The organism is Nocardia sp. NPDC059229, from assembly GCF_042754165.1.
Lineage (GTDB): Bacteria > Actinomycetota > Actinomycetes > Mycobacteriales > Mycobacteriaceae > Nocardia.
Genome location: NZ_JBHZAK010000003.1, coordinates 255249 through 276573, shown reverse-complemented (window position 1 = coordinate 276573; position 21325 = coordinate 255249). Strand labels below are relative to the sequence as shown.

Here is a 21325-nt window from a genome sequence, read left to right as displayed (position 1 = left end):
TCAGCAGGCGGCGATGCCGCCGGGATACGTACCCAGGGACACGGGCAGCGCCCAGCGGTCCGGGCCGGACTGCCAGCCGGAGGCGACCCGACGGGACCCGCGGCGGACAGGGACGGGGTCGCGGTCCTTGCGGCCACGCGCGGCCGGGACGGAGTCGCGCTTCTGGGTGTCGCCACTGCCGGCGTCCAGGTCCAGATCGGCGTAGAGAATGCCCTCCTCGCCGTCCTCGAGCGGGGTCACCACTTCGCTACCGTCCGCGGCGTAGATGCGGGCGCGGCCGGTGGGACCGCCGATCCGAGAGGCGCCGCCCATACCGTCGAACGCCGACTCCCCCACCACCGCGGTGGGCGCGACCACGAAGGCGCCGACCTCCAGCGCGTACATCCGGCTGACCGTGATGCTCGAATCCGGCCCTGCCGCATCGGTGTACGGACTACCGGGCCAGGCGGCCACATGGATCTGCTCCTCGTCGGCGCGTAGCGCACGGGTGAGCAGCGGCCGCTGGTTCTCCTGCCCGGACAGCGCGCCGTACTTGCCGATCGGAGTGTGGTGCACCGCAGGCAGATTCGGAGTTCCGGAGGCGAATATCTTGCGTTCCACGCTGTTCAACCCGGCCTTGCGGCGTACGGACAGCAACTCGCCGGAATCGTCGATTACGGCCTGCGACATATAGATTCGCCGATCCTGCCGTTCACCGAATCCGAGGACGACGTGAATGCCGTGCGCGGCGGCGGCCCCGGTGATCGCGCGCATTTCCACGCCGTCCCGAGTCATCGAATTCTCGCGGCACCGAGTCGAGTATTCGACATTCCACTGATTGGTATCGATCCAGCGCCACCAGGGATATCCCGGGAGAAACGCCTCCGGGAATGCGATCAGCCGGGCGCCCTGCGTCGCTGCTGCTCGGATCAGTTCGACGACCTGTTCCACGCCGTCGGACAGCCGTAGCCAGCTGGGTTCGGCCTGGACGGCGGCGACTCGCACCGTAATCCTCATCGCTGTTCCCTCATGGAACGTGATGCTTGCCAAGAGTTTCCGGCTAAACAATGGCGACGAGTGCCGAATCACCGACTGATCATGCCAGGGTACGAAAAGCCCCCGGAGTCGTGCCCATTTCCAATCGGAAGCTTCGGTAGAAACTACGCTCGGTGAGGAATCCCGCCGCTTTCGCAACGGCCGAAAGCGGCAACTGTGGCGCATTTCGTAGTAGGTCGCAAGCACGTTCGATTCGCATGCGGCGCAGTACCGTTCCCGGTCCACCCTCGAACTCGCCGAATACCCGGTAGAGAGTACGCCGCGACATGCGGCAGCCCTCGGCGATTCGATCGACTCCGAGATCCGGATCCGCACAGTTGCTGCGCATGAAGGCCAGCACCCGCTGCCGATTCAGGGCATCCGCGGACTGGTCGTGCGGAGTGCGCCCGGACGCCGCGATCACCGCCGCCGCCAGCAGATCCATCCCGGGTTCGGCCAGCAGTGCCGCCCCGGCCGGATCGGTGCGCTGCAATCCCGCGACACCCCGGAAGAATTGCGCCACGATTCCCGGCGCGGTTCCGCTGGAAAACACGGTGGCCGTGGGTACTTCGGGATCGGAAACGCCGTAGTGATCGCGCAGCCGGCTCAGCGGGACCTGCACCACGACCTGTTCCCACTCCTGCTGCAGGTCCCACTGATAGGGACGAGTGGTGTCGTAGAACACGATCGAGCCGGGACGGACATCGGCTACGCGGCCGTCCTGTTGCAAGCGCGCGTGACCCGAAAGCGGAATACTCGCGATCAGATACTCGTCATTCGCCTGCGCTATCAGCCGATCGGTGCGGCGGATGAACTGAGTGGAGGATCCGGCGACGGTCAGATCGAGGTCGCCATATCGAGCGTGTTCGATATAGCCAACAAAACGATCGGTCGGTTTTGGTGAAACCGCCAATGGCACATAGGCATCGCTCACGTGAGCTTCCCAGCGCTCGAATGCCTCCGCCGCCGACTGCTCCGGTCCGGACCGCACCTCGATCCGATCGACCGCTTCTGACCGTTCCACTCCCCATCCCTCGATGACAATGGTCGGCCCATGTACGGCCGAATACTCGGGAGAGTGTGTCAGATCAGGGGAATTCGAGCCAATACCCCGGAGCGGTACGCAGTGATACCACTAGGCCGCGGACTCGAAACTCAGGTCCAGTTCCAGATCGGCGTACAGCAAACCCTGTTCGTGCCCGGCCAGCGGCGACGCCAGTTCCTCGCCGCCCGGCGCGAAGATGCGCGCATGCCCGCCCGGCCCGGGTACCAGCTGCTTGGCCGGCTCCGATCCCCGGCGGCTCTCACCGCCCGCCACATCCATCACCGCACATGCCGCGATCACGTTCAACTGCCCGACCACCGCGTACCAGAGCGTGGCCGCATTGTTCACGCGCACACCCCAATCCACGTCTCGCGCCACGATGAACCCCGGCCAGGACACCACGTGGATCTGCGCGCCGGTGCGCTCCAACTCCCGCCGCGCCGGCAGATGCAACTGCTCGGAGCCGCCCTGCACCGCGATGCGGCCGATGCTGGTGCGGAAGACCTGCGACTCGCCCGGCTCGCCACTGCGGAAGATCTTGTGCTCCAGCGGCGTCAGCTCGGGCTTGCGACGGATTCCGAGCAGTACCCCGCGATCATCGATGAGGCACTGCGACATGTAGAGCGCACTGGCACTGCGCTCGCTGAAGCCGAGCAGCACGTGAATGCGATGTCGCCGCGCCGCGTCGGCGATACGCCGGAACTCGGTGCGGCCCACCGTCATCGAATGCGTGCGATACCGCGCGAAGAACCCCTGTCCCCAGCTCACCGATTCCAACCACAACCACCACGGATATCCGGGCAGGAAGGTCTCCGGGAAGGCCACCAGCTGCGCGCCACCCGCGGCCGCGTCTTCGATCAACTCGATGGTCTGCTGGACACCGGCACGCAGATCCAGCCATCGTGGCTCGGCTTGGACGGCTGCGACTCGCACCTTGGTCGGCACGTCGGCTCCTTCGACGGGTATCGGATGATGTGCAATCACCCTTCGCCGAACGTGAACCGGTCACAGCGACATACTGTGCCGGGCTACCGACCGCGCGTGCCTGCGTCCAGTTGTGACCGAAATTGACCGGGTGTCACCCCGGTTTCCTGGCGAAATGCGCGGTAGAAATGGCGATCGGTGGCAAATCCGGAAGCCGAAGCAATCGCCGAGAGCGGCCGGGCCGGGTCGGCCCGCAACAGTCGCTGGGCATGCTCGACCCGCATGCGGCGCACCAGTGCGGCGGGGCCGCCGATGTCCTCGCACACCCGGTAGAGCGTGCGGCGCGATACCAGGCAGGCGTGCGCCACCTCATCGACGGTCAGATCCGGATCGGTATAGCGCTGGCGCAGCACCGACAGCACCTGCTGGCGCGTGTAGAGCGAATCGGCCGGCGCCGGTGAGTTCTGCCCGTTGGCCAGCAGCACCGCCGAGGAGAGCATGGCCGTGATCTGCGATTCGAGGGCATGCGCGGCCCGGTCGGTTTCCTTGACCGGGAGGGCCGCCATGCCGCGGAAGAAGTCGACCACCACGCCCATCGCGCCGGTGGCGGGTAGCGCCTTGGCAATCGGTAGCTCGTCGCGCACCAGCCCGGCATGATCGAGCACCGCGCTCATGGGCGCGCGCACGATCGTGGACACCGCGTCCTCGGTGGTGCGGCTCTCGATCGGGCGGGCGCTGTCGTAGAAGGCGATGGTCCCGGCCCCGCCCTCAGTGACCCGGCCGTTCTGTTCGGTCCAGTTCGCGCCCTCCACAACAATGTTCACCAGCAGGAAGTCCCCGGCGGCCTGATCGAGCTGGCGCTTGTTACGCACCACCCGCTGCGCGCTGGAGGTCATCATGGTGAGACTGGAGTGATCGAACTGGGTGAAGCGCAGCTTGCCGTGCCACTGCCCCTTGCCGAGCGGCTCACAGATCGACGGCAGCACCGCGTCGGCCACGATGGCCTCCCACTGCTCGAATGCCTGCCGCGCGGAAACCTCTGAGGTCGTACGGACTTCGGCGCTGGCAGTGGACGCAATACCCACACCGTGCATCATTCCACTACCGAACGCCGGGAAACTGCGAATGAAGCCGACCGATGCGACAAAACGGACCAGTCGTCCGGATTGTCCTGGTAATCAAGCCGATCCGGATAGGCCGCCTGCCCGGTCGCCGGCGGCTCGAAGGCGGCGACCGGGCGGCGCCTCACCAGTATTCCCATCCGCCGGGCCGCTGTGACTGCCCGGGCGTGCCAGATCACTGCCAATTGACGTCAGCCCCAACACACCTCCTGATCAGGCATGACTCGACCGGAATTCGCCAGGGGTCATCCCCATCTCGCGTTTGAAGGCCCGATAGAACTGCCGCTCGGACACGAAGCCCGATGCCCGGCCCACGGACAGCAGCGGCCGAGTCGGATCGGTGCGGATCAGGGCCAGGGCCCGCTCGACCCGCATGCGCCGGAGCATGGCCGCCACACCGTCCTCGCCGTGCTCGAACAACCGGTACAGGGTGCGGCGTGACACCGCGCAGGCGCCGGCCACCTGATCGATGGTGAGTTCCGGGTCGGCGTAATGGAGTTGGATGAACGCCAGCGCCCGCTGTTTGGCCAGCGTCTGCGCGGGTTCGTCGCGCGGCAGGTCACCCGCCGCCAGCTGCACCACCGAAGCGATCAGTCCCGTACCGTGTTTGGCCAGCACCGCCGCCTGGTCCGGTGCGGTGTACTGCAATTGCGCCAGGCCACAGAAGAAGCGGCCCACGATGCCGGCCGCCCCCTCGGGCGGGAAGCGCACCGCGGTCGGCAGCCGGTCCGCCGGCACCCCCGACGCCCCCACCACCTCCGCCAGCGGCACCTGCACCGCCACCACGCCCCAGGACTGCTCGAAATGCGCGCTGAAGGGCCGGGAACTGACGTGCAGGGTGAGCCCGCCGTCGGCGAGTTCCCCGACCCGCCCGTCCTGCTCCAGCCAGCCGTGCCCGTGCGTGGTCACGCTGGCGAACAGAATGGGTTCCTCGGGCTCGTGGAGGAGCCGCGGTATCCGGCTGAGGTGCTGACCGCTGGCCGTCACCATGGACACATCGATGCCGTCGAATCGCGATTGCACGATGCGCGCCCGGAACTCCCCCGACCGCACCGGTGTCACCACCAGCGGAACGTAGGCCGCTGCGACAACGGCCTCCCATTCCTCGAAAGTCTCCTGCTGCGAAACCTCCGGTGTGGACCGAACCTCCATCACCGCGGGCTCGACGCCGCCCCTCATCGCCCGATTCTCGCACCCCACGCCCGCCCCGATCCGCGAATTCCCTTAACAACATCCAACTTTCATCACATCGCCCGAATTTCCCCATTCCCCGCAACTTGCACCACGAATCTTCATCCCGGACTTGCACTTTCACCCACACCCCCATCCGCAATCACATGCCCGTCATTTCCATGCGACATCGAATTCGCCGCCCCGCCCGCAGTGCAGGCCGGACCGCATCGAACGGTCGAATCGATCGTCCGCAGCTGCGCACGCAGTACCGTCGCGGCGAGCGCATACGGCGGCAGATCTGCTTCCGGGTCGTCGTCGTCCGGGTCGTCGAACACATCGAGATCCGCCATCAGCGCCGCGCGCTCCCGACGTGCCCGCCGATCCAGCGCCGCCTCCACCTGCCGGCGAAACTCCCACGGCGACAGCCGCTCCGTGACGCCGGGCAGGTCCGCGCCGGCCAACTGCTGCGCCACGGCCGTCCGATCGCCCGGGAGCAGGTCGATGACCTCCGCGACCTCCCCACCGTCATGGAGCATCCAGACCAGGAAGGTATGGATGCGGTCCGCGCGTTCGAAACTGCCGACGAGCACCGAACCGCCCATGGCAGTCGAGCGGGTGCACGCGACCGCCCGCAGCGGGGCGGCCGACCGGACCGACCAGCCCGGCGCGCTCACTCCCTGCGCCTCGAGCCGATCCGCCGCGGCTCGCGCCGCACGCGACAGCTCGGCGGTCGAGAGCCGGGCCAGGGCGCGCAGCGTGCCCAAGGCATCCGAGGTCGCCCGCTCCTCGAGCACGAGCACCGCCCACGCGCCGAACAGCTTGGCGAACCCTAGATCCTCGTCGTCCCCGGCGAGCAGATCGGCGACCAGGAATTCGACCTCCAGGGGATCGGTGTCGTCCCCCAGCTCGGCAGCGTCCGCCAGCACACGGTCGATCGGCTCCCGCAGATCGAACCCCTGTCCATCGAATCGGGCGAACTCATCCTCGTGCGATACGAGCGCCCGCTCCGGCCGCCGCCCGCCGCCACGCCCGCCCTTGTGCTTTCGACCCCCGCGGCCCCGCTTCGATTTCCCCATACCGAGGACTATCCGCCCGTACCCCGGCCAACACACCGCAAAGCGAAACTTCGCACCCCCGAACCAAAAAGAAGATCGCCCTTTATATTTCGTGCCCACTCACGGTGCGGCCGAACGCGGCGCCGGCGACCAACCGGGGGTTGAACTATGCAGCCGACGCATGTGGTCCGGCCCGGGTGCTCGGATGCTTCCGAACCCCGAAACGGCCGAGACCGCACACCAGTTGGTGGAACACGGCATCAGCGCGGTCGCTCGTCAGCGTTCGGCCGGCTGGTTGGCGTGTGCCACACAGGTTCAGGACGAGTCAGTCGCCGCAGCAACCTTCGGGGCCGGGAACGGTGCGGACCTCGCGAGTCTGAGCATTGCGCGCGGCCAGGTCGGCGTCGTCCGGGTAATCGACCGCGATCAGCGACAGGCCGTGGGCCGGGGCCACGGTGACGGAGCTCGAGCGCTCACGCTCGTTCAGCAAACCGGCGATCCAGGCGGGCGTGCGGCGGCCTTCCCCCACGGCCAGGACACCGCCGACCAGGCTCCGGACCATGGACCAGCAGAAGGCGTCGGCGCTGACATAGGCGGTCAGCAGGTCGCCCTCCTGGACCCAGTCGAAACGCTGCAGTTCGCGGATCGTGGTCGCGCCCTCACGGCGGCGGCAGAACGCGGCGAAATCGTGCAGGCCCAACAGTTTTCGGGACGCCTCACGCATCGCCTCGACATCGGGGCCCGGGCGGCAGGGGACGACACTGCGCGCCCGAAGCGGTTCCGCGCCAAAGGGAGCCGTGGTCAGGCGGTAGGCGTAGTGGCGGCGGATGGCGGAGAAGCGGGCGTCGAACTCGGGCGGCGCGAGGCGGGCCGCCTTGACGCGCACATCCTTCGGCAGGAAGCGCGCCAGCCGGTGCACCAGCTTGGGGCCGTCCACCTCGGTGTGCGTATCGAAGTGCGCGACTTGACCTTCCGCGTGCACGCCCGCGTCGGTGCGCCCGGCCACGGTGAGCTGGATGGGCTCGCGCTGCACCTTGCTCAGCGCGTCCTCCAGCACGCCCTGCACGGTGCGCAGGCCGGGCTGACGCGCCCAGCCGGTGAAATCGGTGCCGTCGTAACTGATGTCCAGCCGTACCCGAATCGAAACCGGTTCGGGCGTCGGATCCTCCACCGTCACAGCGATCTCCTGGTTAACATGGAGAAAGCCCGCCGACCCGGAGGGGACGGCGGGCTCACTCATGGAATCTCACCCTCGGGGTTTCCGGGGATGCCCCTGAAACCCCTTGTCGAGTCCGAAGGACCGGATTTACTCCGCGGCCTTGTCCTCGGCGGCAGCCTCTTCGGCCGGAGCCTCGGCGACGGCCTCTTCGGCCTTGGCCTCGGCCGGAGCATCGGCAGCCTTCTGCGAAGCGGCGACACGACGGGCACGGTCGGCCTCGTTGGTCACGGTCTTCTCGCGGACCAGCTCGATGATCGCCATCGGAGCGTTGTCACCCTTGCGGGGGATGGTCTTGATGATGCGGGTGTAGCCACCCTCACGGCCCTCGAACGAGGGACCGATCTCCGCGAACAGGGCGTGCACGACGTCCTTGGAGCGGATCACCTTCATGACCTCGCGACGGTCGGCCAGGGTGCCGCCCTTCGCCTTGGTGACAAGCTTCTCGGCGTAGGGGCGCAGCGCCTTGGCCTTGGCCTCGGTGGTCGTGATGCGACCGTGCTCGAAGAGCGCCGTCGCCAGGTTGGCGAAGATCGCCTTCTGGTGCGACGCCGTCCCGCCGAAGCGGGCACCCTTCTTGGGCTTGGGCATTGTTTGAATCTCCTGTGTTGAAGGCCGATTCGGGGCGCTACACCCCGAATGACCTAAAGCTGTTCGGTCTCGGCGTAGTCCTGCTCGCCGTTGTCGGTGTCGCTGAACGAACCGCTGTCGCTCCAGGTGCCGCTGGCCGCGTCGTAGCCGACGACGGAGGACGGATCGAAGGAAGCCGGAGAATCCTTGAGGGACAGGCCGAGCGAGTGCAGCTTGACCTTGACCTCGTCGATGGACTTCTGACCGAAGTTACGGATGTCCAGCAGGTCCGACTCGGTGCGGGCGACCAGCTCGCCGACGGTGTGCACGCCTTCACGCTTGAGGCAGTTGTACGACCGCACGGTGAGATCCAGGTCCTCGATCGGCAGGCCGAACGAAGCGATGTGGTCCGCTTCGGCCGGCGAGGGGCCGATCTCGATGCCCTCGGCCTCGACGTTCAGCTCGCGCGCGAGACCGAACAGCTCGACCAGGGTCTTGCCCGCCGACGCCAGCGCATCCCGCGCGGAGATCGAGTTCTTGGTCTCGACATCCAGGATGAGCCGGTCGAAGTCGGTGCGCTGCTCGACACGGGTGGCCTCGACCTTGTACGTCACCTTGAGAACCGGCGAGTAGATCGAGTCAACCGGAATCCGGCCGATTTCCGCACCCGACGCCTTGTTCTGCACGGCCGGGACGTAGCCGCGACCGCGCTCGACCACGAGCTCGATCTCCAGCTTGCCCTTGTCGTTCAGGGTGGCGATGTGCATATCCGGGTTGTGCACGGTCACGCCCGCCGGGGGGACGATGTCACCGGCGGTGACGGTGCCCGGGCCCTGCTTGCGCACGTACATGGTGACCGGCTCGTCCTCTTCGGACGACACGACCAGGCCCTTGAGGTTCAGGATGATGTCGGTGACATCCTCCTTCACGCCCGGGACGGTGGTGAACTCGTGCAGCACGCCGTCGATGCGAATGCTGGTGACAGCGGCACCAGGAATCGACGACAGCAGCGTGCGGCGCAGCGAGTTGCCGAGGGTGTAACCGAAGCCCGGCTCCAGCGGTTCGATGGTGAACCGCGACCGGTTCTCGGACACGACCTCTTCGGTCAGCGTCGGTCGCTGTGAAATCAGCATTTCTTCCTCCTTCGAGCGCCCACCATTTGACGCTCACGATTGGGAACTGTTGCGGCCCTGGCGGTTACACCGGGGCCGCAACCAGCGGCGCGCGTACGCGCACCTATTACTTCGAGTAGAACTCGACGATCAGCTGTTCCTGCAGCGGAACATCGATCTGCGCACGCTCGGGGAGCTGGTGCACCAGGATCCGCAGGCGGCCGGGAACGACCTGCAGCCAGCCCGGGATCGGGCGATCGCCGACGGTCTCACGCGCCACCTGGAAGGGGTACATGGCCAGCGACTTCGGCTTGACATCGATGATGTCGTACTGCGAGACCTGGAAGCTGGGCACATCGACCTTCACACCGTTGACGGTGAAGTGGCCGTGCGAGACCAGCTGGCGGGCGCCACGACGGGTACGGGCCAGACCGGCGCGGTACACGACGTTGTCCAGACGAGCCTCGAGCAGACGCAGCAGGTTGTCGCCGGTCTTGCCCTTCTGGCGGTTCGCCTCTTCGTAGTACTTGCGGAACTGCTTCTCCATGACGCCGTACGAGAAGCGAGCCTTCTGCTTCTCCTGCAGCTGCATGAGGTACTCGGATTCCTTGATCCGCGCGCGGCCGTGCTGGCCGGGCGGGTAAGGACGACGCTCGAACGCCTGGTCGCCTCCGACGAGGTCGACACGCAGACGACGCGACTTGCGGGTAATGGGGCCTGTATAACGAGCCATTGTTCTGTACCTTTTCCTTCCCGCTTAGACGCGACGCCGCTTGGGCGGACGGCAGCCGTTGTGCGGCTGCGGGGTGACATCGGAGATCGTGCCGACCTCCAGGCCCGCGGCCTGGAGCGAACGGATCGCGGTCTCGCGGCCCGAACCCGGGCCCTTCACGAAGACGTCGACCTTCTTGACGCCGTTCTCCTGCGCCTTGCGGGCAGCGTTCTCGGCGGCCAGCTGCGCGGCGAACGGAGTCGACTTACGCGAGCCCTTGAAACCGACGTGGCCGGAGGACGCCCAGGAGATGACGTTGCCTTCAGGGTCGGTGATGGACACGATCGTGTTGTTGAACGTGCTCTTGATGTGCGCGTGGCCGTGCGGGATGTTCTTCTTATCCCGGCGACGCGACTTCTGAGTCTTCTTCGGGCCCGAGGCCCGGCTCTTCGGAGGCATGCGCTATCCCTACTTCTTCTTGCCGGCGACGGTCTTCTTCGGACCCTTGCGCGTGCGGGCGTTGGTCTTGGTCCGCTGGCCACGCACAGGCAGGCCACGACGGTGGCGGATGCCCTGGTAGCAGCCGATCTCGATCTTGCGACGAATGTCGGCCTGCACCTCGCGGCGCAGGTCACCCTCGACCTTCATGTCCGAGCCCTCGATGTAGTCGCGGAGCTTGGTCAGGTCGTCATCGCTGAGGTCCTTGGAACGCAGGTCCGGGCTGACGCCGGTAACGTCCAGGATCTCCTTGGCGCGGGTACGGCCGATGCCGAAGATGTAGGTCAGCGCGATCTCCATGCGCTTTTCGCGCGGGAGGTCGACGCCCATCAGACGTGCCATGGTTGGCGATTCCTTACTTTTGCGGAGGTCTGCTCCCTGTCCGTCCCCTCGTGAGTGGGGCCCCGGCCTCCGTACCGGGGGTGGGCCGCCATCCGTCCCCTACGGGACTCGGCGACGGCGACTGGCGCTGGGAGTTTCTTCTTTGTTGCCAATCCGAACCGCGTTCGGTGCTTGGCGGTGAGCGACCGGGGGCGTGAAGAATCCACTGTCCCGGCGATCACGGCACGAGGCCGCAATCAGCCCTGACGCTGCTTGTGGCGCAGGTTCTCGCAGATCACCATGACCCGACCGTGGCGGCGGATCACCTTGCACTTCTCGCAGATCGGCTTGACGGACGGCTGAACCTTCACGTCAGATCCAATCTGGGTCGGTGTTCACTGGCCGTGAACACAGTTTTTCCCCGGCCGGTTTGACCGGGGAAAACCCGGGACTCGCGCCCCGGAAGTCTTTGGCACCCGCGGGGGTGACTCACTTGTAGCGGTAGACGATGCGGCCGCGGGTCAGGTCGTAGGGCGACAGCTCCACGACGACGCGGTCCTCGGGCAGGATGCGGATGTAGTGCTGCCGCATCTTGCCGCTGATGTGGGCCAGCACCTTGTGACCGTTTTCCAGCTCGATCCGGAACATCGCGTTGGGCAACGGCTCGATAACCCGGCCCTCGACCTCGATGGCCCCTTCCTTCTTCGCCATATCCTCCGCGATCCCGGTTAGGCTGAACCTGGTTGGTTCAAGCTCATTACGGCAGGTCGGCCCCGAAGTTGGTGGTGCATTGCGGCCAACCCGGTGACATACTCACTGGAGGCGGCACTAGGACATGCCACAACCACTATGTAAGTCACCAGCGACCTAGCTTACCCGTTTCCCCAGACCCGGCCAAATACGGGTGCCGTGACATGCCCCGCTGTGCACGGCCGATGCCACCGGTTGCGCGCAGCGCGCCACCGGGCGGACGAGATACGCCGGGCGCGCACCCATCGGAGATCGCTAAACTACGCGCTGTCCTGCACGCTCGATCGAACACCGGGGGTAGATGTGAGTCGCGAGAACGACGGACTCCCAATGCTCCCACCCTGGCTCTCCGAGAGCGAGGTCGCCGCAACCGGTTACGAGGCTCCCGTCGAGAACCTCCCCCAGGACGAGGTCATCCCCGAGCAGAAGGGCGGCCGCGGCCTCTTCGGCCGGCGCAAGCCGCGCAAGGATGCGCCACCCGAGCCCACCGCCCAGCCGCCCGCCGCGAATCCCGCCCCCGCCTCCGGTGGCGCCGAGCCGAATCCGTGGGCCTCGCCGCCGGCCACCCCGATGCCGACCCGCGACCCCGGCACCCACTTCAACCTCCCGCACCGCGGCGACCAGTCGGGCAGCGCGAATCAGCAGTCCAACGGACACAACGCGCGACCGCCACAGCCCAATGGCCACGGCCCGGCACAGCCGCCGAATGGCCAAACCCCGACCCAGCTCCCGCGGAACGGCCAGCGCCCTGCGCCCGGGCCGCACAACGGGCAAGGCTCGACGCCGCCCAACGGTCAAGGCTTCGGCGGTGCACCGCATCCCGGTCAGGCGCCCAACCTGCCACAGGGGCCTCGCTTCGATGTCCCTCCAGCCAATGGCGGACAACCCGTACACCCGGCCGCCCCGGAACCGGCTCGCCCGGGCCCTCATTCGGGCCCGCTCGGACCCACGCCCGGTCCGCAGTTCTCGCCCCCGCCAACGCCCCCGGTTGATCCGACGCAGCGCATCGCCAGTGCCGAACCGGCTCGGCCGGCCCCGCATTCGGGTCCGCTGGGACCGGTACAGGGTCCGCAATTCTCGACGCCGCCCACGCCGCCCGCCGAGCCCGTGGATCCGGCCGAGCTGGCCGCTCCGGCGCAACCGCAGCAGGCGAAACCCGACTTCACCCCGCCGCCACTGCCGTCTTCGCCGAACTCACCACAGGGCCCGAGTGCCGCTGAGTCGTATCCGAGGGGCGCCTCCCTCGCCGGTGCATCGGCCGCGGGTACTCCCGGCCCGGCCAACCCCGCGCGTCCCCCGGCGGATCCCGCCACCCGGGCGCCGCTCCCGCCCTCCCCCGGTGAAGTCGACTCGGCCGCAAACGATCCGGCGCTCCGCGCCGCGCGCCCGCCGCTGCCCCCGGCCCCTGGCGAAGCCGATACCGCAGCCGATCCGGCCGACGCCACCACCAAGATGGGGCACCCGCCCCTGCCCCCGGCTCCGGGCGACCTGGACGCGACCGGCTCCGGCATCATCGCCCCGGCCGCCCCGACCACGCGCACACCGATCCCCCCGGCCCCCGAAACCGGCCCCGGCGCAGGTCAACCGGACTCCCGTCAGCCCGATGACACCGGCCACGCGGACTCCGGCCAGGCCGCCGCAGCGGGTCGACAAGGCACGAACGATGCCTCCGGCGAGCGCCCCACCGCCGACCCCACCACACGTATTCCCAGCCCGTCCGGCGGCAATGACGCTGCGCCCGTACCGAACACGACGGCCGCCGCACACGAACTGCTCGAGGCCCAGCCGGCCGGTCCGACCGGCGCGCCCACCGACGGCGAACAAGCCGACCCGAATACCGCTTTCGACCAGTCGATGACCCCGGGCCGTCACCGCGCCGCAGAAGTCCCATTCCCGCATCCAGTGGACCCCCGCCCCGGCGACCCCGTACCGCCTGCATCGCAAGGGAATTCCACCCCGCCCGCCCCCGGCCAGAACGACAACCGCCCGCCCCTGCCCCCGATGCCCGGCACCGCGCCGCAGCAGACCGAGGCCGGTCCTCAGGCCACCCACCCGACGCCGCAGCCCCCCGGCCCCCCACCGCAGGGCACCGGACCGATCCCACAGGTTCCCGCAACCGGACCGCAGGGTTCAGGTCCGCTGGCACAGGGCACCGGATCCGGTCCGCTGTCTCAGATTCCGGGTCCCGGCGCGCAGATGTCCGGCAATGGCGGCCAATGGATGCCGCCCGCGCCGCCGGTTCCAGGACCGTTCCCGGGCGCGCAGGGCACGCAGCCGACTCCAGGGTTCCCGGCGGGTTCTTTTCCGCCGCAGCCGAATCCGTGGGGGCAGGCACCTGGGTCGAATTTCACCCATCCTGACGGTTCGTCCAGCAACCCCGATGGGGATGCGAACCCCTGGGCGAACGTACCCATGTCCGAGGCACCAGCGGCGGGTCTGAACGGCCCGCAGGCGCATGGTCCGGGCCGCCCCGATTCGGGGATGCCGCCGATGCAGCAAACCCCGGGATTCCCGGCGGGTGCTGTTCCGCCGCAGTTGAATCCTTGGGCGCAGGGGCCGGATGGGCCGATGCCGGGTGGCGCGGACGCCACCAACCCGGACGCGAATCCTTGGGCGAACGCGCCCATGTCCGAGGCGGCAGCCGCCGGGTTGACCGGGCCGCACGCCGGTGGTCCAGGAGCGCAGGGCATGGGTGCTGGTGAGCAAATGCCCTGGGCCGCACCGGGACAGGAACAGGGCGCTGTTCACCCGAACGGATCCGGGCCGGATGCGGGCAGTGTGCCCGGCGGCCCGGGACAGCAAGGGTTCGGTGGGCCGGGTAGCCAGGGTGCGCCGGGTCAGCCGGAGGCAGCGGTTCCCGGGCAGTACGGCATGGGCCCGGGACAGGGTGGTGCTCCAGGGCAGCACGGCGTCTCGACGCCGGGGCAGGCCGGGGCTCCGGGCCACTATGGTGTCGCGGCTCCCGGGCGAGCCGGGGGTCCGGGACAGTACGGTGTGCCGGCTTCCGGGCAGCCGGGAGTCGGCGGGCCGGGCGCCTGGGGTGCGGGCGGGCCGCGCGGGTTTGCCGGTGGTCCCGTGCCGTCGCTGGATGATGTGCCGATGCGGCGGGCCAAGAAGGCTCCGGAGTCGGGGTGGCGGCGGGCCGTGCACCATATGTCCGGTGGTGCGATCAAGCCCGGGATGTCGGCGGAGGAGCGGCGGCTGCAGGAGTTGGTCGCGCGGATCCGGCAGCCGGTGCGCGGGGACTACCGGATCGCGGTGCTGTCGCTGAAGGGCGGCGTCGGGAAGACGACGACCACCATGGGGTTGGGCTCGATCTTCTCCTCGATTCGCGGGGACCGGGTGATCGCGGTCGACGCGAATCCGGACTTCGGGACGTTGTCGCAGCGGGTGCCGCTGCAGACCCGGTCGACAGTGCGGGATCTGTTGCTGGACGAGCAGATTCAGCGGTATTCGGATGTGCGCCGCCACACTTCGCAGGGCAGCAGCCGCCTGGAGGTGCTGGCCAGTGAGCGGGATCCGGCGGCGTCGGAGGCGTTCAGCGAGGAGGAGTACCGCGCGGTCGCGCGCATTCTGCAGCGCTTCTACAACATCATCCTCACCGACTGCGGTACCGGCCTGATGCATTCGGCCATGGCGGGTGTGCTGGATCTGGCGCACTCCCTGGTGCTGATCTCGTCCTCGGCCATCGACGGCGCGCGCAGTGCCGCCGCCACCCTGGACTGGCTGTCGCTGCACGGCCACGATCATCTGGTCCGCAATGCCGTGGTGGTGATCAACCTGCCGCGCCCGGGCGCCCCGAATGTCGGCATCAATCAGTTGCGCGACTATTTCCTGTCGCGTTGCCGCGCAGTGCACATCATCCCCTACGACGCGCATCTGGGTGAGGGCGCGGAGATCGATCTGCACCGCCTGAGCAAGCCCACCAAACGCGCGTATGTCGAGCTGGCGGCCACCGTCGCCGATGATTTCGGGGCCGATCACCGGCACTATCGGGGCTGAGCCGGGGCCGGTTCCGGCACCGGTTCCGAATCCGTTCGCGGGCAGTGGCTTCGGCCGGGACGGCTGCGCATGACATGGCACCGGCCGGGTGCTAGTTTGTGGCTCGATCGCGCCGCTCGCCTCGGCGCGATGCGGGTTTTGCACGTACGGCCGGCCCGCCACTGACCGGTGGGTGAGGGGAACGGATGCGTCTGAGGTCCGGGCGATGGTGCGCCGCCGGAATGGGTGCCGCCGTGCTGGTCCTGGCCGCCGCGTGCGGGAACGACGGCGGTGCACCGGATTACGGGCCGTACGCGATCCATGGCGACGATGACTTCGATCGGCAGCCGAGCCGGATCCGCGGGATCTTCGCCGAGTCGATTCGGCTGGCAAATCACATCGTCTTCGCGACCGATATCGATCCCGACCTGACGACGGTGCGCGGCGGCGGGATCTCGGCCGACGATCGCGGCTACCACGAGACCGCGCTCTCACCGCAGCAGCGGGCGGCGGCGCGCCCCTTCGGGGTGGCCGGTTCCTTCGGTATCGCGGCCGCGAACCGGCCTGCCGGTGACGGTCCGCCGCAGAAGTATCTGGCGGTGTCGCTCACGGCATTTCGCGACGAGCGGTCGGCGACGGCGGCCGCGGCGGAGATGGCCCGGGTCGATTTCGAGGCGAGTCCCGACAACGCGCCGGTCGGGGTGGATGCCTTCCCGGCCGCGCTGAGTCATTGGCGGCCGGGCGTCCCTTCGCTGGGCAGTCTCATGGCGTGGAAGAACGTGGTGATCCGGGTGTACGCCGAACTGCCGGATCCCGATCTGGGTCGGCTGGTCGATATGGTCACCACCACCTATCGCAAGCAGGTGGCCGGGCTGGCCGGTTTCGACACCTCCCCCGTTCCGGATCCGGCCACGGTGCCGCTCGATCCGGACGGCCTGCTGACCCGGCTGGTGCGCACCGGTGATCCGCTGGCCGACCCGAAGACGTTCGCCGCCTTCGGGGTCCGCGCCTTCTCGGCGCTCTCACCGGAGCCACCGCACACTTTCGGCAAATATTCCGGCAGCGGCGTGACGGCGCTGGCGGTGTCCCACAACAAGTACCTGTATCGGATGCGGGATTCGAAGGCCGCCGCACAGTACGGCCGAGACCTCGCCGCCGACCCTGAGAACTCGGAGTACACCTGGATGCGTAATGTCCGCGGCCTGACCGCCGCAACCTGTTCGCAGGCGACCCGCCCGGACCCGACATCCGTGCAGGCCCGCCGCTATCGGTGTGTGGTGGTGCGCGACGGGTATGTGGCGGTGGTCTACAGCAATACCGAGACCGATGTCCGGCAGCTGGCGGCGGCGCAGTACGCGATCATGGGAGGTCCGCGATGAAGGCACTGCTGCCCGACGATCCACGCTGGATCGGCCCGCACCATATGATCGCCGTCATCGGCACCGGCGATATGGGCCGGGTGCTGCTCGGCCGCACGCCCACCGGAAAGCTGGTGGCGATCAAGCAGATTCACCGCTCGCAGACCGTGGATATGGAGTTCCGGGCACGCTTCCAGCGCGAGCTGGAGACCACCAAGCAGCTGACCGGACCCTATACAGCGGCCGTGGTGGACAGTGACGCGGATGCCGAACGCCCCTGGCTTGCCACCGAATACCTGCCGGCACCGGATCTCGCGACGGTCGTCGCGGCCTGCGGTCCGCTGCCGCTGCCGGGCCTGCGCCTGCTGGCGATCGGTCTGGCCACCGCCCTGATCGAGGTGCACCGGGCGGTCCTGGTGCACCGGAATCTCAAGCCCGGCAATGTCCTGCTGATGCCCGAGGGCCCGCGCATCATCGATTTCGGTATCACCCGGGCACGCGACGGCGAGGGCGCTTCGGCCGCCGTCGCCGACGCTGCGCCCTACGTGGCCCCCGAGCAGGCCGGGGGCGAGCCGGTGACCTCCGCCGTCGACATCTACGCGGTCGGCATGCTGCTGGTCCTGGCCGCCACCGGATCCATGTCCGCCACACCGGATCTGCAGGCGGTCCCGCATGCGCTGCGCAAACTGGTGGAGTCCTGCCTGGCGCCCGATCACGCGCATCGCCCGTCGGCGCGTCAGCTGCTGGAGCAGGCGGAGCGCATTTCCGCGGAATCGGCGTGGCCGCAGCCGGTGCTGGAGTTCATCGAGACGCATCGAGCAGATGCCGAATGGTGGGCGTCCAGCGGTGAGCAGGAGACCCGCTACCGGGATCAGCTGGCGCGCTTGGCCGGTCGGCGGCGGCGCACGATCGGCTGGGCGGCGGCGGCCGTCACCGGTCTGGTGGTGGTGAGCGGCACGCTGGCGGGGCTGAGCCGGTCGTCGCAGACCGACGGCCATGCCCAGCCGCGCACGGACCCGTCACTGGACTTGACGGCCATGGAATTGCGGCTGCTGGACTTCTGCGCGGTCATCGACAAGGCGGTGCCCGGCAAGCTCGGCACGCGCACCGGTGATCCGCAAGCCTCGCCCGAGGGCGGCTGCGGCACCACCGTGGTCGATTCGACGCAGCGAAAGGTCCACTACAACCTGGACATTCCCGACCACGCCATCGGTGTGGACCAGTTGACGCCGACGGGCCGGACCGCCGGCTGGGGCCCGATCCTCAGCGCCGGAGCCGCGGACAACAAATGCGACACCGTGCTGGTGACCCAGTCCGGCGGGAAGGTGCCGCTGCGGATGTCGGCCGAGGAGCTGGACCCCGCGGCCCAGCCGGGAACCGCCTGCACCGCGGCGGAGGACGCGCTGACCGCCGTCGCGCAGCAGCTCACCTCGTACGTGCCGCAGCGGACGGTCCCGTCGAATTCGATTCTGCGCGTGGACCCGTGTTCGGTGGTGCAGGACAGCACGATTCGGGAGATCGTCGGCGATATCGCCGACCATCAGCGCGCACCGCACGCCTGCGCGACCATCGGCCGGGACGGCTGGGTCCGCGTCGACCTGGTCGACCAGAGCCGCCCCGATCAGGGCGAGTGGACCTACGAAACCCTGCAGGCCGGCGAATTCACCGCGTACGTCACAGGCGCGCGCTCCAGCAACGACTGCTACCTCAGCTATCTGGTGCGGCCCACGGATAAAGGCAATGCCGAGCAACTGAAGCTCACGGTGTCCGATCTGTCGAATTCACCAGATGCGTGCGGCAAGGCCGTGAAACTGCTCGACGAGGCCATCCGGCAACTGCCGAAGTAGCATCTCCGCGCACTGCAATTGCAAATGATCTTTCGCGCGGAACATGGCGGTCCGGGCCGCCCTCGGGCCCGGACCGCACAGTTGTTTCGTTATTACCAGGCGGGCAGCCGCCGCCGACCGGCGAGCACATCACGAACGAGATCGTCGTAAGCGTCCGACAATTCGGCTAAATGGTGCCAAGCGCCGTGTAGCATTTCATCATTCGCGTCAAGGGTCATCAACGCGTGATGAGCCCGAACCGAAGCCTCTGCGAGGCGATCGATGACCGAACCGACCGTTTCGGTGTGCAGGGTCGCACCCAGCCGATGCTGGGGAACCGAGCGCACGATCCAGTCGTCGATGGCCATGACCAATTCGATTCGGCGGCGCTTTGTTTCGACGATCGAGGTGGGATCGGTTTCCGGACCGATACCGCCGCGCCCGACCAGCCGCCGCTCGTGCAGCACCGCGAGATCGTGGGCGAACCACAGCAGTGGTCCGCCGATCACCCGGTGACCGCGACAAGCGCGCAGTAGTAGGTCGGAGGTCGGCAATAGGCCGGCAGCCAAGGGCTGCGCCTCCATATCCGCATACGAAGCGGACACGTCGGGCAATGCCACAACGACCGTGTTTGATGTCTCCGAACCTGCCACGTTGCCTCGCGTTCTTCGACGTATAACAACACCGCATTCAGGACGTTCATTACAATAAACCTCAGAATGCTGGTGTCAAGCCTTACACGGCAGTAGTACTGCCGGAGTAGACTTCTGAGCCTTGAAGCAACAACCGAGGAGCGAGATGGCGGACGGTCCGAGATATCAACGGATCGCAGACCTCCTCCGCGAGGAGATCCGCGCCGGCAAGTGGGAACCGGGCGATCGACTGCCGAGTCACAATGAGCTGGCCGACCAGATGCAGGTTTCGATTACAACTGCTCGCAACGCAATTCAACTCCTGGTTGCCGAAAACCTGGTTTACACAGCCACTTCCCGAGGCACCATCGTGCGCAGTCAGGAAGTGCTGGAATCCGTTGTCACCAACCATATTCGGCCGGACCGGCCGAAGGCGGCGCACGACATCTTCTCCGAGATCGCGCGCGCCGCGGGGCGGGAGCCGTCCAAACAGTTCAGCGCCAGAATGGAACCGGCCAGTCCGGAAGTGGCGCACTGGCTGGGTGTCGCGCGCGACGAGTGGGTCGTGTCGCGCACGATCATGCAGTATCTGGACAACGAGCCGTGGTCGTGGGAGGTCAGCTTCTATCCGCGAGATCTGGCCGAAGCCACCGGAATCGACGCACCACACGACATTCCGGAGGGCACCACGCGGCGGCTCGCCGAACGCGGATTCGCCGAGACCGCCCATCGCGACACCATCGTCGCCCGACCCGCCATGGCCGAGGAGGCGGCGCTGCTGGGCGTGGGCCCGGGTACGCTACTGCTCGACCATCTCCGCATCGGAGCCAACCACGATCGCGTCACCCGAGTGACGCGCCATCGTTCCACAGCGGCCCGCAACCGATTGGCATACGAATTGGGCGATGACGAAGGAACGGACATTATTCGTAAAACTCTGGGCGCTCCATTTCCGTCCGGAAATTCCCATTCCTTCGGTAATTCCCTGCTACCCGGTTCGCCATGAAACCGCACCTGCGCCGCGCCCGTATCGCCGATCTTGGGACCATCACCCGGTTCCGGCTGCAACGTACGAGCTGGCTGGCGGCGCGCGGCAGTGACCAGTGGACGCGGGCCGGGCGAGGACTCCCCATCGAGACCTTCGTCCGGTTCGTGGCCCACGCGGTCCGCCAGGGCGAGACCTGGATCGCCGAGGTGGACGGCGAAGCGGCCGGCACCATCACCGTCAACGACCGCGCCGACGAAAACCTCTGGTCCCCCGGCGAACTCGCCGACGCCGTGATCATCCACTACATGATCGTCGACCTCCGCTTCGCCGGAACCCGCGTCGGCGAAGCCCTGCTGGCCCACGCCGCCCACCTGGCCCGCGAAAAACGCCGCACCTGGGTCCGCCTCGACGCCTGGACCACCAACACCGACCTCCACGCCTACTACCGCCGAGCCGGCTTCCACCTGGCCCGCATAGCCGGCCCCGAAGCCACCGGCCCCTCCCGAGCCCTCTTCGAACGCCCCACAGCAGCGTGGCCCCACCCCGGCACGACGCGTCCAACCCTCACCCTGGCAGCAGGCGAAACCACACGCTTCACCCTGAACCCGGACCCCACCACCATCTGGTCCCTCACCCACAACCCACTCCTGCGCACCCTCCCCGGCGCGATCACCGAGCCGGGCCCGGCAACCACGTGATCCCTGTGGCTACTGCATCTCAGCGGCGCATTTTCGGATCGTCACCGGCGTAGACGCTTTCGGCGAGGTCGCGCGGCCGCAGACACCGTGCTGTGGACAGCGACGATGCTCGGATGGTCGAGGGTCACGGCGAGATTCGCTTCGCGGTCCAAGCGGGCACGGAATCCGGGGTCCTCGGCGAGGGGCCAGAGGGCGTCGCGGCGGGGCAGGGCGGGGTGGGCGGGCAGGTAGACCGTGCCCATTCCGCCGCTGCCGAGCGCGCGTTCGATGCGGTGGCCGCCGGGTATCGAGCCGGGGCCGATGTTCATGCGACTTCCTTGTGTGCCACCCG

General features: G+C 68.0%; 21 protein-coding genes. 5 read left to right on the top strand and 16 right to left on the bottom strand.

Going from position 1 to position 21325, the window contains the following annotated elements; translation table 11 throughout:
* From ACFXHE_RS10095 to infA, 14 genes are all read right to left on the bottom strand, one after another.
* Positions 1-996: a nitrilase-related carbon-nitrogen hydrolase gene (locus ACFXHE_RS10095; RefSeq protein ID WP_379381728.1), complete on the bottom strand. Its 996-nt coding sequence runs from the start codon at positions 994-996 to the stop codon at positions 1-3.
* A gap of 79 nt (positions 997-1075) precedes the next feature.
* Positions 1076-2038: a helix-turn-helix domain-containing protein gene (locus ACFXHE_RS10090; RefSeq protein ID WP_379381726.1), complete on the bottom strand. Its 963-nt coding sequence runs from the start codon at positions 2036-2038 to the stop codon at positions 1076-1078.
* Positions 2039-2149: 111 nt separating this feature from the next.
* Positions 2150-3004: a nitrilase-related carbon-nitrogen hydrolase gene (locus ACFXHE_RS10085; RefSeq protein WP_379381724.1), complete on the bottom strand. Its 855-nt coding sequence runs from the start codon at positions 3002-3004 to the stop codon at positions 2150-2152.
* Positions 3005-3087: 83 nt separating this feature from the next.
* A complete protein-coding gene (locus tag ACFXHE_RS10080; RefSeq protein ID WP_379381722.1) occupies positions 3088-4068 on the bottom strand; it encodes an AraC family transcriptional regulator in 981 nt (326 codons plus the stop codon).
* A gap of 249 nt (positions 4069-4317) precedes the next feature.
* A complete protein-coding gene (locus ACFXHE_RS10075; RefSeq protein ID WP_379381720.1) occupies positions 4318-5283 on the bottom strand; it encodes a helix-turn-helix domain-containing protein in 966 nt (321 codons plus the stop codon).
* A 113-nt stretch (positions 5284-5396) separates the two neighbouring features.
* On the bottom strand, positions 5397-6353 hold the full coding sequence (locus ACFXHE_RS10070) for a hypothetical protein (protein ID WP_379381718.1): 957 nt from the start codon (positions 6351-6353) through the stop codon (positions 5397-5399).
* A gap of 304 nt (positions 6354-6657) precedes the next feature.
* Positions 6658-7572 carry a tRNA pseudouridine(38-40) synthase TruA gene (truA, locus tag ACFXHE_RS10065; RefSeq protein ID WP_379381716.1) on the bottom strand — a complete coding sequence of 305 codons (915 nt, stop codon included), beginning with the start codon at positions 7570-7572 and terminating at the stop codon, positions 6658-6660.
* Between the two features lie 66 nt (positions 7573-7638).
* Positions 7639-8139 (bottom strand): 50S ribosomal protein L17, encoded by a 501-nt coding sequence (gene rplQ / locus ACFXHE_RS10060; RefSeq protein ID WP_379381714.1) that lies wholly within the window; start codon positions 8137-8139, stop codon positions 7639-7641.
* Between the two features lie 53 nt (positions 8140-8192).
* Positions 8193-9251 carry a DNA-directed RNA polymerase subunit alpha gene (locus tag ACFXHE_RS10055; RefSeq protein WP_040855475.1) on the bottom strand — a complete coding sequence of 353 codons (1059 nt, stop codon included), beginning with the start codon at positions 9249-9251 and terminating at the stop codon, positions 8193-8195.
* Positions 9252-9357: 106 nt separating this feature from the next.
* A complete protein-coding gene (gene rpsD, locus ACFXHE_RS10050) occupies positions 9358-9963 on the bottom strand; it encodes a 30S ribosomal protein S4 (protein ID WP_213557958.1) in 606 nt (201 codons plus the stop codon).
* A gap of 24 nt (positions 9964-9987) precedes the next feature.
* Complete coding sequence (gene rpsK / locus ACFXHE_RS10045) at positions 9988-10401, bottom strand: 30S ribosomal protein S11 (protein WP_040855472.1); 414 nt, start codon at positions 10399-10401, stop codon at positions 9988-9990.
* Positions 10402-10410: 9 nt separating this feature from the next.
* Complete coding sequence (rpsM, locus tag ACFXHE_RS10040) at positions 10411-10782, bottom strand: 30S ribosomal protein S13 (RefSeq protein ID WP_379381712.1); 372 nt, start codon at positions 10780-10782, stop codon at positions 10411-10413.
* 236 nt (positions 10783-11018) lie between these two features.
* Positions 11019-11132, bottom strand: a complete 114-nt coding sequence (gene rpmJ, locus ACFXHE_RS10035; protein WP_033085975.1) for a 50S ribosomal protein L36 — start codon at positions 11130-11132, stop codon at positions 11019-11021.
* Positions 11133-11250: 118 nt separating this feature from the next.
* Complete coding sequence (infA, locus tag ACFXHE_RS10030) at positions 11251-11472, bottom strand: translation initiation factor IF-1 (RefSeq protein ID WP_040804562.1); 222 nt, start codon at positions 11470-11472, stop codon at positions 11251-11253.
* Between the two features lie 369 nt (positions 11473-11841).
* Between infA and ACFXHE_RS10025 the strand changes: the two genes are divergently transcribed.
* The 3 genes from ACFXHE_RS10025 (at position 11842) to ACFXHE_RS10015 (ending at position 18697) form a co-directional block, all read left to right on the top strand.
* Positions 11842-15513: an AAA family ATPase gene (locus tag ACFXHE_RS10025; RefSeq protein ID WP_379381710.1), complete on the top strand. Its 3672-nt coding sequence runs from the start codon at positions 11842-11844 to the stop codon at positions 15511-15513.
* Between the two features lie 221 nt (positions 15514-15734).
* A complete protein-coding gene (locus ACFXHE_RS10020) occupies positions 15735-16871 on the top strand; it encodes a hypothetical protein (protein WP_379381708.1) in 1137 nt (378 codons plus the stop codon).
* Positions 16868-18697: a protein kinase gene (locus tag ACFXHE_RS10015; protein ID WP_379381706.1), complete on the top strand. Its 1830-nt coding sequence runs from the start codon at positions 16868-16870 to the stop codon at positions 18695-18697. The genes ACFXHE_RS10020 and ACFXHE_RS10015 overlap by 4 nt, the downstream gene beginning before the upstream one ends.
* 92 nt (positions 18698-18789) lie before the next feature.
* Here ACFXHE_RS10015 and ACFXHE_RS10010 read toward each other — a convergent pair whose 3' ends face one another.
* Positions 18790-19143, bottom strand: a complete 354-nt coding sequence (locus tag ACFXHE_RS10010) for a DUF4254 domain-containing protein (protein ID WP_354830395.1) — start codon at positions 19141-19143, stop codon at positions 18790-18792.
* A 331-nt stretch (positions 19144-19474) separates the two neighbouring features.
* Here ACFXHE_RS10010 and ACFXHE_RS10005 point away from each other — a divergent pair, with 331 nt between their 5' ends.
* Positions 19475-20314 (top strand): GntR family transcriptional regulator, encoded by an 840-nt coding sequence (locus tag ACFXHE_RS10005; protein ID WP_379381704.1) that lies wholly within the window; start codon positions 19475-19477, stop codon positions 20312-20314.
* On the top strand, positions 20311-20994 hold the full coding sequence (locus ACFXHE_RS10000; RefSeq protein ID WP_379381702.1) for a GNAT family N-acetyltransferase: 684 nt from the start codon (positions 20311-20313) through the stop codon (positions 20992-20994). The genes ACFXHE_RS10005 and ACFXHE_RS10000 overlap by 4 nt, the downstream gene beginning before the upstream one ends.
* Positions 20995-21035: 41 nt before the next feature.
* Here ACFXHE_RS10000 and ACFXHE_RS09995 read toward each other — a convergent pair whose 3' ends face one another.
* Positions 21036-21302 (bottom strand): hypothetical protein, encoded by a 267-nt coding sequence (locus ACFXHE_RS09995; protein ID WP_379381700.1) that lies wholly within the window; start codon positions 21300-21302, stop codon positions 21036-21038.
* Positions 21303-21325 lie beyond the last annotated feature (23 nt).

What these genes read in the sequence shown, in the direction of transcription:
- ACFXHE_RS10095 (WP_379381728.1), bottom strand. Translation starts at nt 996, where the DNA reads ATGAGGATTACGGTGCGAGTCGCCGCCGTCCAGGCCGAACCCAGCTGG.
- ACFXHE_RS10075 (WP_379381720.1), bottom strand. Translation starts at nt 5,283, where the DNA reads ATGAGGGGCGGCGTCGAGCCCGCGGTGATGGAGGTTCGGTCCACACCG.
- ACFXHE_RS10070 (WP_379381718.1), bottom strand. Translation starts at nt 6,353, where the DNA reads ATGGGGAAATCGAAGCGGGGCCGCGGGGGTCGAAAGCACAAGGGCGGG.
- truA (WP_379381716.1), bottom strand. Translation starts at nt 7,572, where the DNA reads ATGAGTGAGCCCGCCGTCCCCTCCGGGTCGGCGGGCTTTCTCCATGTT.
- rplQ (WP_379381714.1), bottom strand. Translation starts at nt 8,139, where the DNA reads ATGCCCAAGCCCAAGAAGGGTGCCCGCTTCGGCGGGACGGCGTCGCAC.
- ACFXHE_RS10055 (WP_040855475.1), bottom strand. Translation starts at nt 9,251, where the DNA reads ATGCTGATTTCACAGCGACCGACGCTGACCGAAGAGGTCGTGTCCGAG.
- rpsD (WP_213557958.1), bottom strand. Translation starts at nt 9,963, where the DNA reads ATGGCTCGTTATACAGGCCCCATTACCCGCAAGTCGCGTCGTCTGCGT.
- rpsK (WP_040855472.1), bottom strand. Translation starts at nt 10,401, where the DNA reads ATGCCTCCGAAGAGCCGGGCCTCGGGCCCGAAGAAGACTCAGAAGTCG.
- rpsM (WP_379381712.1), bottom strand. Translation starts at nt 10,782, where the DNA reads ATGGCACGTCTGATGGGCGTCGACCTCCCGCGCGAAAAGCGCATGGAG.
- infA (WP_040804562.1), bottom strand. Translation starts at nt 11,472, where the DNA reads ATGGCGAAGAAGGAAGGGGCCATCGAGGTCGAGGGCCGGGTTATCGAG.
- ACFXHE_RS10025 (WP_379381710.1), top strand. Translation starts at nt 11,842, where the DNA reads ATGCTCCCACCCTGGCTCTCCGAGAGCGAGGTCGCCGCAACCGGTTAC.
- ACFXHE_RS10020 (WP_379381708.1), top strand. Translation starts at nt 15,735, where the DNA reads ATGGGTGCCGCCGTGCTGGTCCTGGCCGCCGCGTGCGGGAACGACGGC.
- ACFXHE_RS10015 (WP_379381706.1), top strand. Translation starts at nt 16,868, where the DNA reads ATGAAGGCACTGCTGCCCGACGATCCACGCTGGATCGGCCCGCACCAT.
- ACFXHE_RS10005 (WP_379381704.1), top strand. Translation starts at nt 19,475, where the DNA reads ATGGCGGACGGTCCGAGATATCAACGGATCGCAGACCTCCTCCGCGAG.
- ACFXHE_RS10000 (WP_379381702.1), top strand. Translation starts at nt 20,311, where the DNA reads ATGAAACCGCACCTGCGCCGCGCCCGTATCGCCGATCTTGGGACCATC.
- ACFXHE_RS09995 (WP_379381700.1), bottom strand. Translation starts at nt 21,302, where the DNA reads ATGAACATCGGCCCCGGCTCGATACCCGGCGGCCACCGCATCGAACGC.